This window comes from Ideonella sp. B508-1, assembly GCF_000333615.1.
Taxonomy (GTDB): Bacteria; Pseudomonadota; Gammaproteobacteria; order Burkholderiales; family Burkholderiaceae_C; genus Ideonella.
The window spans coordinates 1-8,299 of the sequence record NZ_BADL01000057.1; the positions used below are offsets into that span (position 1 = coordinate 1).

The 8,299-nt window shown below is 66.7% G+C and carries 8 protein-coding genes; 2 read left to right on the top strand and 6 right to left on the bottom strand.

The window, feature by feature from the left end:
* The 4 genes from I73_RS02670 to I73_RS02685 form a co-directional block, all read right to left on the bottom strand.
* On the bottom strand, positions 1–877 hold an 877-nt coding region (locus I73_RS02670; RefSeq protein ID WP_022979205.1), incomplete at its 3' end, for an aminotransferase class III-fold pyridoxal phosphate-dependent enzyme.
* Between the two features lie 122 nt (positions 878–999).
* A complete protein-coding gene (locus I73_RS02675; RefSeq protein WP_022979206.1) occupies positions 1,000–2,367 on the bottom strand; it encodes a glutamine synthetase family protein in 1,368 nt (455 codons plus the stop codon).
* Between the two features lie 108 nt (positions 2,368–2,475).
* On the bottom strand, positions 2,476–3,294 hold the full coding sequence (locus tag I73_RS02680) for a gamma-glutamyl-gamma-aminobutyrate hydrolase family protein (RefSeq protein ID WP_051048945.1): 819 nt from the start codon (positions 3,292–3,294) through the stop codon (positions 2,476–2,478).
* 17 nt (positions 3,295–3,311) lie between these two features.
* Positions 3,312–4,607: an FAD-binding oxidoreductase gene (locus tag I73_RS02685; protein ID WP_022979208.1), complete on the bottom strand. Its 1,296-nt coding sequence runs from the start codon at positions 4,605–4,607 to the stop codon at positions 3,312–3,314.
* 227 nt (positions 4,608–4,834) lie between these two features.
* Between I73_RS02685 and I73_RS02690 the strand changes: the two genes are divergently transcribed.
* Positions 4,835–5,278 (top strand): Lrp/AsnC family transcriptional regulator, encoded by a 444-nt coding sequence (locus I73_RS02690; protein ID WP_374701937.1) that lies wholly within the window; start codon positions 4,835–4,837, stop codon positions 5,276–5,278.
* An 18-nt stretch (positions 5,279–5,296) separates the two neighbouring features.
* On the opposite strand, the gene I73_RS02695 is transcribed toward I73_RS02690, so the two are convergent.
* The gene (locus I73_RS02695) at positions 5,297–5,845 is read right to left on the bottom strand and encodes a hemerythrin domain-containing protein (protein WP_051048947.1); all 549 of its coding nucleotides are present in this window, start codon (positions 5,843–5,845) and stop codon (positions 5,297–5,299) included.
* Positions 5,846–5,935: 90 nt separating this feature from the next.
* Positions 5,936–6,859 carry an agmatinase gene (gene speB / locus I73_RS02700; protein WP_026096232.1) on the bottom strand — a complete coding sequence of 308 codons (924 nt, stop codon included), beginning with the start codon at positions 6,857–6,859 and terminating at the stop codon, positions 5,936–5,938.
* A 352-nt stretch (positions 6,860–7,211) separates the two neighbouring features.
* Here speB and aceA point away from each other — a divergent pair.
* A partial coding sequence (gene aceA / locus I73_RS02705; RefSeq protein ID WP_022979212.1) for an isocitrate lyase occupies positions 7,212–8,299 on the top strand: 1,088 nt, incomplete at its 3' end.

Sequence of the window (8,299 nt, forward strand, 5' to 3'; positions counted from 1 at the left end):
CGGGCTTGCTGCCCATGGTCTCGCAGCCGAACCAGTTGCCGGTGCGACCGAAGCCGCAGATGACCTCGTCGGACACCAGCAGGATGCCGTACTTGTCGCAGATGCGCTGAATTTCGGGCCAGTAGGTCTTGGGCGGAATGATCACGCCGCCGGCGCCCTGGATCGGTTCGCCGATGAAGGCCGCGACCTTCTCGGGGCCGACTTCCAGGATGCGTTCCTCCAGCCAGCCCGCAGCCACCTTGCCGAACTCGTCCGGGTTCATGTCGCCGCCCAGCTCGTACCAGAAGGGCTGCTGGATGTGGGTGATGTTGGGGATCGGCAGGCCGCCCTGGGCGTGCATGTAGGCCATGCCGCTGAGCGAGGCGCCGGCCATGGTGGAACCATGGTAGCCGTTCTTGCGGGCGATGATGACCTGGCGCTCCGGCTGGCCTTGCAGGGCCCAGTAGTGGCGCACCAGACGCACCACCGTGTCATTGCTCTCCGAGCCCGAGGTGCCGTAGAACACATGCTTGAACTGCGGCGGCGTGACCTGGGCCAGCAGCTCGGCCAGCTCGATGGCCGGGATGGTCGAGGTCTGGAAGAAGGCGTTGTAGTAGGGCAGCTCCTTCATCTGGCGGTTGGCCGCCTCGATCAGCGAAGGCTGGCTGTAGCCGGTGTTCACGCACCACAGGCCGCTCATGCCGTCGAGGATCTTGTGACCCTCGCTGTCCCAGAGGTAGATGTTCTCGGCCTTGGTGATGATGCGCGCGCCCTTCTTGGCCAGCGCGGCCGTGTCGGTGAAGGGATGCAGGAAGTGCGCCGCGTCGGCCTGCTGCCATTCACGGGTGCTGCGGCGGGTGGCCTGAGCGGGGGCCTGGATGACGATGTTGTTTTGCATGGACTTTCCTTGATGTCGGGGATTGGCGCGAAGCGCATCAAGCTCCTGGCGCGGATCCGGCTTGGCCGGTCCGCTGCCGGCGTCCCCTCGGGGGGCAGCGACCGGCAGGGAGCGTGGGGGCCTTACACATGCAGCAGCAGGTGCTCGCGTTCCCAGGGCGAGATCACCTTCATGAATTCGGCGTGCTCGATCTCCTTCACCTCGGTGTAGACCGTGACGAAGGCTTCACCCAGCACACTGGCCAGGTCCTTCTCGGCGCGCAGCAGTTCCAGGGCTTCGCCCAGGCTGCGCGGCAGCTGGTAATCGCCCAGGTAGGCGTCGCCCTTGCACTCGGGCGAGGGCTGCACCTTGTTCTTGATGCCCAGGTAGCCGCAGGCCATCGTGGCGGCCAGGGCGACGTAGGGGTTGGCATCGGCGCCGATCACGCGGTTCTCGATGCGGCGCGCGGCCGGCGAGGAGATGGGCGAGCGGATGCCCACGGTGCGGTTGTCGATGCCCCACTGGATGTTGATGGGCGCGGCGGTGAAGCGGGCCAGGCGGCGGTAGCTGTTCACATAGGGGGCGAACAGGGCCATGGCCGCGGGGATGTACTTCTGCAGGCCGCCGATGTACCAGAAGAACTCCTGGCTGGGGCTGCCGTCCTCGTTGCTGAACAGGTTGCGGCCGGTCTTGGTGTTCACCACGCTCTGGTGGATGTGCATGGCGCTACCCGGCTCGCCAGCGATGGGCTTGGCCATGAAGGTGGCGAACATGTCGTGGCGCAGCGCGGCCTCGCGCACCGTGCGCTTGAAGAAGAAGACTTCGTCGGCCAGGCCCAGCGGGTGGGCGTGGAAGAAGTTGATCTCCATCTGACCGGCGCCGATTTCGTGGATCAGCGTGTCCACGTTCAGCTCCATCTTGTCGCAGTAGTCGTAGATGTCCTCGAACAGCGGGTCGAACTCGTTGACCGCGTCGATGGAGTAGGCCTGGCGCGAGGTTTCCGAGCGGCCGCTGCGTCCCACCGGCGGCTTCAGCGGCATGTCGGGGTCGGTGTTGCGGGCCACCAGGTAGAACTCCAGCTCCGGCGCCACCACCGGGTCCCAGCCCTCGGCGGCGAACAGGTCGCAAACGCGGCGCAGCACCGAGCGGGGGGCGAAGGGCACCAGCTTGCCGTCGCGGTCGTAGCAGTCGTGCACCACCTGGGCGGTGGGGTCGGTGGCCCAGGGCACGATGCGCACGGTGGCCGGGTCCGGCCGCAGGTGCATGTCGTGGTCCATGGGGCTGATCACGTCGTAGTACGGTCCCTCTTCAGGGAACTCGCCGGTCACGCCCATGGCCACCACGGCCTCGGGCAGCCGCATGCCGCGGTCTTCGGTGAACTTCTCGCGGGGCAGGATCTTGCCGCGGGCCACACCGGTCAGGTCGGGCACCAGGCATTCGATCTCGGTGACGTGATGTTGGTTGAGCCAGTTTTCCAGCTCGAGGAAATTGAAATGTTCTTTGCTGGCCATGAGGCACCTGCTTCTGAAACGTGACGCACGGATTGCCGCCTGGGGTCAGGCGCCGGGCCGCGCGGGCCCCGGTCGGTTCCGGCCTGCCGCCGGAGGGCGCCGATCACCTCAACGGTGCGGTGCCCGGTGACTCTCCTGGGCCTTGCCCATCTGGTAGGCCTGGCAGGCCTGACCGAAGGCGGTGAGCATGGCCACCGATTGCGGGTTGTCGGCCGCCAGCCATTCCGGGTGCCACTGCACGCACAGGCTGAAGCCTGGGGCGTCGGCGACCGAGAAGGCCTCCACCAGTCCGTCGGGGGCGCGGGCTTCCACCCGCAGTCCCGGCGCCAGTTGCTTGACGGCTTGTCCGTGGACCGAATTGACCTGGAAGGCGCCTGCGCCCACCACCTGCTCCAGCACGCCACCAGGCACCACCTGTACCGGGTGGGCCGGGCCGTACTGCACGGCGGCGGGTTGGCCCTCGGGGGCACGGTGGTCATCGTGGCCCTCGACCTCCTGCACCGCCTGGTACAGCGAGCCGCCCAGGGCGACGTTGGTCTCTTGCGTGCCGCGGCAGATGCCGAACAGCGGAATGCCCAGGGCCAACACACGGCGGATCAGCGGCAGGGTCCAGCTGTCCCGGGCCGGGTCCAGCGGCAGGGCCGGGTTGTGCACCTCTTCGCCGAAGTGGCTGGGGTGGACATTGGAGGGCGAGCCGGTGAGCAGCACGCCATCGGCCAGGTCCAGCAGTACCTCGATCTCCGCCGCGTCTGCCGAGGGCACGATCAGCGGGGTGGCGCCGGCCAGACGCACGGCGTCCAGGTACTTCTTGCCGGCGATGTAGAAGGGATGTTCGCCCAGCATGCGGTTGCACGCCGGCACCAGCACCAGGGGTTTGCGGGGAGCGGCGGCCGTGGTGGTCGCTGCGATCGAGGCGGTCTCAGTCATGTCGTTCATGGTCCGTGTCACCCCAGCAGGTCGCGCAGGCGGTACCAGGCCATGCCGAGCACCAGCGCAGGCGTGCGCAGCAGGCGGCCCCCTGGGAAATCATGGTGCTTCAGCCGGGCGAAGACGTCAAAGCGGCTGGCGTCGCCGTTCATCGCCTCGGCCACCAGGCGGCCGGCCAGGCCGGTCAGCGCCAGCCCGTGGCCGGAGAAGCCTTGCAGGTAATAGAGGTTGTCGCGCAGCCGTCCGAAGTCCGGCGCGCGGTTCATCGTGATGTCCACGAAGCCACCCCAGGCGTACTGCACCTTCACGTCCTTGAGCTGCGGGAAGGTCTGCACCATGCGGCGACGCATGCTCTCGGCCAAGTTGGGCGGGGTGACCGTGCTGTAGCTCACCCGGCCGCCGTAGAGCATGCGGTGGTCGTTGGTGGTGCGCAGGTAGTCCAGCACGAAGTTGGTGTCGCACACCGCCGAGCGGGTCGGGATCAGGCTGTCGGCCAGGGCCGGGTCCATGGCCTCGGAGCAGACGATGTAGGTGCCGACCGGCATGATGCGGCGCTCCAGGGGCTCGGCCACACCCTGCAGGTAGACATTGCCGGCCAGCAGCACCTTCTTGGCGCGCAGCGTGCCGCGGGCGGTGCGCAGGGTGATGACCGGGCCGGTCTCCAGCGCGGTGACGGGCGTTTCCTCATGGATGCGCACCCCCGCGGCCGCCGCGGCGCGGGCGATGCCCAGCGCGTACTTGAGCGGGTGCAGGTGCCCGGACTGCGGGTCGTACAGGCCGCTGTGGTAGCGCGGGCTGGCCACCCAGCGGGACATGTCGGCAGCCGGGATGCGGGTGAATTCGGCCTGGTAGACCTGGGCCATGCGGTCGGCCCACTGCATCAGCTCGGCACCCTTGCGGGCGTTGGTGGCCACGCCGATATAGCCCTGGCGCCATTCGGCGTCGATCTGGAATTGCTGCATGCGCGTCTGCAGCAGTTCCAGCGCCTCCAGGGACATGGACCAGACGCGACGGGCATCGTCGAGCCCGAGCTGGTCTTCGATCACCGACTGGTCGCAGGCCAGACCGTGGATGGCCTGGCCGCCGTTGCGGCCGCTGGCACCCCAGCCCACCTGCTTGGCTTCCAGCAGCGTCACCTGGTGTCCCATGCGGGCCAGGTCCAGAGCGGCCGTCAGGCCGGCAAGACCGCCTCCCACCACGGCGACATCACAGTCGGAGGAGCCATCCAGCGGGGCAAAGCGCGCATTGCGCTGGGCCGTGGCGGCGTAATAGGAATCGCGGGCGAGATCTTGGTCGACGCTCAGAAAGCTCATACGGTGGGCGCTAGGCAGTTCCTCGGGATGATCGGGTTCGGTTCGAGCGGTGAGTTGACGCGGTGTTGTTGTGGGTGCGTCTTGGGAAATGAGTCTACCCAGGCAGGCGCGCAATGTGCTTGCGCCTTGATGCGGGAAGAACCCTGTATCGCGCAATTTTGTGCGACGTATATTAGTGACAGAGAAATATTATGCGAAGTACTGCCAAAACACCGCAATTGGATGCGATGGACCGCGCCATCCTGGATGAGCTGCAGGACGACGGCCGGCTCTCCAACGTGGAGCTTGCCCAGCGGGTGCATCTGTCCCCCTCGGCCTGTCTGCGGCGCGTCAAGCAACTGGAAGACGAGGGCGTCATCTCCCAGTACGTCGCGCTGCTCAATGCCAAGGCCGTGGGGCAGCACGGCACCAGCTTCACCATCGTGAACCTGGAGTCCATGAGCAACAACCTGCTGGAGGCCTTCGAGCAGGCGGTGCGGGACGAGCCCTCGGTGCTGGACTGCTACTACGTGGCCGGCGCCAATGACTACCTGATCCGCTTCACCTACCGGGATGCCGAGGACCTCGAGCGCTTCCACACCGAGGTGCTGATGCGCCTGCCCGGCGTCGAGCGCTCGAATTCCATCCTGGTGCTGCGCACCGTCAAGAAGACCACCAAGCTGCCGCTCTGAAGCGCGGGGCAGGGGCGCTCAGGCGGCTTCCTGCGCCCAGTGGGCGCGGCGCTGGGCCGTCTGGGTGCGGGCCTCGGCCTCGCGGCGGCGCGCCTCGGGGTAGACCATCGACTCTTCCAGGGCGATGTGCTCGTGGTGCAGCTGGGTGAACACCTCGATCATGGCGCGCAGCAGATCCACGTCCACCCAGGTGTGGCCCTGGGAGAGGGCGTCCAGCAGCGGACTGAGCTCGCGCCAGTTCTGTTCGATCCAGCCATGGTCCTGGCGCAGCTGGGCGACCTGTTCCGCCAGCAGGGCATCACCGCTGGCCAGCAGGACCGGGAAGATGTGCCGCTCTTCTTCGTCGTGGTGGGTGCGCCCGACCTCTTCGAAGAAGCGGTGGATGCCGCCGGCCAGGGTCTGCGCAGTCTCGTCCACCCCCTCGGTCTCCAGGCGGCGCACCAGGGTCTCCAGATCCTGCAGCGTCAACATCATGCGGTGATGGGTGCCTTCCAGGCGCTCGATGGGAGGCAGCGCCCCCCGTCGAGTCGCGCGCACGGGCAGCGGTGTGGGAAGGGTATGCGCCATGGGGACCTCCTTCGTCGCAAGGGATGCGGTGAGGTCCATTGTTCTCGGCGGGGGGCGACCCGACTTGCGCCGGATCAACCCCGCCGGGACTCAGGGGCGCCGCGAAGCCAGGCGTCCGCAGAGGTAGGTCCACACCAGCTGTGCCGCCACCAGGCTGGTCAGCTCGGCGTGGTCGTATGGGGGCGCCACCTCCACGCAGTCCATCCCGACAAAGGGCAGGTCCGCCAGTTCTTCCAGGATGGTGAAGACCTGGTTGCTGCTCAGGCCGGCCGGTTCGGGCGTGCCGGTGCCAGGCGCAAAGGCCGGGTCCAGGCAGTCGATGTCCAGGCTGAGGTACAGCGGCGGGTGGCCACAGTCCGCCAGACGCTGGCGGATGCTGTGCAGCATCGGCGCCAGCTGGGCCGGGCTCTCCAGACCGCGCAGGGCCCGGGCGGTGAAGATCTGGCCGCCCTGGTCCTGCACGTACTCGCGGGCCTCGCGCACGCCGGAGGAGCGGATGCCGATCTGGGTGAAGCAGTCGGCCCGCGCCAGGCCTTCCTGGATGGCTTCGTAGACCCAGGTGCCATGGCCACTGGGCTCGCCGAAGTGATCTTCCCAGGTGTCGCAGTGGGCGTCGAAGTGGATCACCGCCAGCGGCTCGCCGAAGTGCTCGCGGTAGGCCCGCAGCAGCGGCAGGGTGATGGAATGGTCTCCGCCCAGCCAGATCATGTGGTGCTTCTCCAGCAGGGTGGGCAGCAGCGGCGCCAGGGCGGCGCGCATGGCCTCGATGCCGGTGTTGGGCAGATCCAGGTCGCCCAGATCGCCCAGCCGGTCGATGGGGGAGACATCGAACAGAGGGTGGGTGGCGTCGCACAGCATCTGGCTGGCCTGGCGGATGGACCGTGGCCCGAAACGGGCCCCGGGGCGGTTGGTCACCGAGCCATCCCAGGGGATGCCGGCGATGGCGAAGGGCTGTTGTTGGGCGGGTGCGGCACCGATGAAGCCGCTTTGGGTGAGATAGGGGAATCCGGACATGTGTGTCTCCGGGGGGATGCACAGCGCCTTGGCCATCCTGAGGCGGGCTGTGCGGGGCGGATGTTAGCCAAGCGGAGCCGGTCGCCGTGAGAGGACCCGCTCGTGCGGTGCTTTTCCGTCATGCGGGCTGTTCACTCCACATCGTGAAATTTGACGCTCTTGCAGTGCAGCAAAATTTTTCATCACGGAAAAATTCGTTCCGCATTGAGAAATTGTCAAGGTAAGCTATTGATTTTTAATTGAAAGAAATTTGGTCTTATATAAGACATAAGTCTTTCTCGGCCGACGGCACGGGCGTACGCTTCTCTCCAACGTGTTCCCCTTTTCATGGATCTTTTTTGAGGAGCTTGAGATGACCCGACTGACCCGCGAACAGCAAATTGCCGCCCTGGAAAAGGATTGGGCTGAGAACCCCCGCTGGAAGAGCGTGAAGCGTGGCTACAGCGCCGCGGACGTGGTGCGTCTGCGCGGCAGCCTGCAGCCCGAGTACACCCTGGCCCAGGCCGGCGCCAAGAAGCTGTGGGAGAAGGTCAACGGCGGCGCCAAGAAGGGCTACGTGAACGCCTTCGGCGCGATCACCGCCGGTCAAGCCATGCAGCAGGCCAAGGCGGGCCTGGAGGCCGTGTACCTGTCGGGCTGGCAGGTCGCCGCCGACGGCAACACCTCCGAAACCATGTACCCCGACCAGTCGCTGTACGCCTACGACTCGGTGCCCACCATGGTCCGCCGCATCAACAACACCTTCAAGCGCGCCGACGAGATCCAGTGGTCGCGTGGTGTGAACCCCGGCGACGAAGGCTTCGTCGACTACTTCCTGCCCATCGTGGCCGATGCGGAAGCCGGTTTCGGCGGCGTGCTGAACGCCTTCGAACTGATGAAGAACATGATCGCCGCCGGTGCCGCGGGCGTGCACTTCGAAGACCAACTGGCCGCCGTGAAGAAGTGCGGCCACATGGGTGGCAAGGTCTTGGTGCCGACCCAGGAAGCCATCGAGAAGCTGATCGCCGCGCGTTTCGCTGCCGACACCATGGGCGTGTCCACCCTGATCCTGGCCCGTACCGACGCGGAAGCCGCCAACCTGCTGACCAGCGACCACGACGCCAACGACAAGCCCTTCTGCACCGGCGAGCGCACCCAGGAAGGCTTCTACCGCGTCAAGAACGGCCTGGAGCAGGCCATCAGCCGCGGCGTGGCCTATGCGCCCTACGCCGATCTGGTGTGGTGCGAAACCGGCACGCCGGACCTGGGCTTTGCCCGTGAGTTCGCGCAGGCCGTGCACGCCGCCTGCCCGGGCAAGCTGCTGAGCTACAACTGCTCGCCGTCCTTCAACTGGAAGAAGAATCTGGACGACCGCACCATCGCCCGCTTCCAGGACGAGCTGTCGGCGCTGGGCTACAAGTACCAGTTCATCACCCTGGGCGGGCATCACATCAACTGGGT